This window comes from Massilia sp. CCM 8734, from assembly GCF_011682155.1.
GTDB classification, from domain to species: domain Bacteria; phylum Pseudomonadota; class Gammaproteobacteria; order Burkholderiales; family Burkholderiaceae_D; genus Telluria_A; species Telluria_A rubra.
The window spans coordinates 1-1841 of sequence record NZ_WHJI01000112.1 but is presented as its reverse complement, the minus strand read 5'-3'; the positions used below and the strand labels follow the sequence as shown (position 1 = coordinate 1841).

Below are 1841 nucleotides of genomic sequence, written 5' to 3'. Positions count from 1 at the left end.
GTAACTGTTTAGCCTGAGCGAGCACGTGCCAGAGTTGTTCGTTTCTTGAAATCGGTCCATGATGCTGATCATGACAAAACTGCGCCCCCTTCCAGATCTTTCCAAGCTTTCCGCCACGGAAAAGGATCGCCTCATTCTTCGCTTGCATGCGCGCGTGCGCGCAGAGCACGCTAAGCTCGATGCCGCGGAATCGGCGCATTGGCGCCCTGATCGCCCACGGTTTTTGGCAGGCGAAGCGAACAAGACGCCGCCGGCCAAGCCCGGGGACGACAGCGAGTAAATTTGATGTTTGCGATGTGGCGACGCAGGTCGTCGACGACATGAGGTGGGGCGCTTACTGTTCGCCGTTCAGGGTGAGCAAGCGGCCGGGACGATGGGGTTGCCAGCAAATGCGCGGCGCATCGCGTCGAGCATCCCGTGACCTTGCTTGTGTAGTGTGGCAAGGCAGGTGCGGATAACGCAGAAGTGCCGGGCGCCTTCGAGTGTGCGGAAGCAGCCGGAGATTTTTTGCTTCACTTTTGGCATCCGCACGCTCTGTTCCCCGGTGTTGTTTGTGAAGGGCACGGCGGGGTCATGAACAAAGCGCAAGACGGCATCGGCATGCTCGCGCATGCGGCGCAACAGGTTGAAGGCGACCGACTGCTTGACGCGCCCGCGCTTGCCCGATGGCTTGAGCGCTTCGGGATTGCGCTGTTCGCCGTCGCGCAATATCTGATCGTAAAGCGTGCCGAAGGCGGCGACGTCGGCGCCGCTCAGTACCATGCCTTTTTGTCGGACCGCCTCGCACAGCGCGTTGGTTTGGCAGAGGAACTTGCCCATTCGCTCGGGCCAAGCCTGGCCGGTCAGTTCCTGCACATAGACCAGTTCGCGCAGCAAATGGGCGTTGCACAGGGCGTGTATGCAATCGAGCGTCCAGTACGGCGCCCAGCAATCGTGCACGAGAACGCCCAGCCGATTTGGCAAGATGCCATGCGCGGCGATCGCCTCCATGCCGCGCTTGGCATGCACGCCGTACCAGGTATGGGTGGCGGTCGCGGCGATATGCAGCCAGTGCAGTGTCTTGGCCACGCGCAGGCCCGACTCGTCCGCATGCACCAGCGCCGCCGCATGCAATTGTCCTGCGATCGTGTCTGCGGTCCCGCCGAAAGCGGCGCTGGCCTCGGCAACCCAGGCGAGCAAGGTGCCGGTCGACGGCTTGATGCCGTACAAGTCGCCAAGCAACTGGGCGGCGCGCGCGTACGGCAGCATTTGACCATGGATCAGATGGACGGCGAGCGCCTTCACGTTCGGGCCGTATTGCACCGTCTCCGTGACCGCGCCGGGAAAGGCGCCGACGTGCACCCGGCCGCAGCGGCAAACCTGTTCCAGGACTTGGTGCTCGACAACCTCGCGCGGCGCCAGCGGAATGTCGATGACTTGCCTGCGCGCCGTGACGCGGGCGCCATCGGCCGGCAATTGGTGGTGGCAATGATCGCATTGGCTCGGCAGTGGATGGACGACGATCTCGGTCGGTTGCGCCGTTTGCATCAGCGTCGTTCCGTCGTGGCCCGGCTGCCCGCCGACCTTCTTGTCCGAGGGCTTGCGCAAGGATTTCGTTTTCTTCTTTTTCAAGCCATCGGCCGACGGCGGCACACTGGAATTGTGGCTGTCCTTGCGGATCGATTTACCGGCCAAGGCCTCTTTGACCTGTGCGTGCAGTTTCTCGATCAGCTTGTCTTTTTCGGGATGCGAGAGAGTCGAGAGGTCGGGAAGAGGGGCAAGTTTTACCATGACCGGCATCATGCCCGGATATCGGAATGTTTACAATTGCGCGTTTACAACGGTCAGGGCTAAACAGTTAC

2 protein-coding genes are annotated in these 1841 nt (G+C 61.8%); one reads left to right on the top strand and one right to left on the bottom strand.

Features of this window, described 5'->3' with window-relative positions:
* The first annotated feature begins 58 nt into the window (after positions 1-58).
* The gene (locus F2P46_RS35580; protein ID WP_166882682.1) at positions 59-280 is read left to right on the top strand and encodes a hypothetical protein; all 222 of its coding nucleotides are present in this window, start codon (positions 59-61) and stop codon (positions 278-280) included.
* A 68-nt stretch (positions 281-348) separates the two neighbouring features.
* Here the strand turns inward: F2P46_RS35580 and F2P46_RS35575 are convergent, their stop codons facing one another.
* Positions 349-1770, bottom strand: a complete 1422-nt coding sequence (locus tag F2P46_RS35575) for an IS66 family transposase (RefSeq protein WP_229509597.1) — start codon at positions 1768-1770, stop codon at positions 349-351.
* Positions 1771-1841 lie beyond the last annotated feature (71 nt).

Coding starts and splice junctions, on each gene's coding strand:
- F2P46_RS35580 (WP_166882682.1), top strand. CDS start 59: ATGATGCTGATCATGACAAAACTGCGCCCCCTTCCAGATCTTTCCAAG.
- F2P46_RS35575 (WP_229509597.1), bottom strand. CDS start 1,770: ATGGTAAAACTTGCCCCTCTTCCCGACCTCTCGACTCTCTCGCATCCC.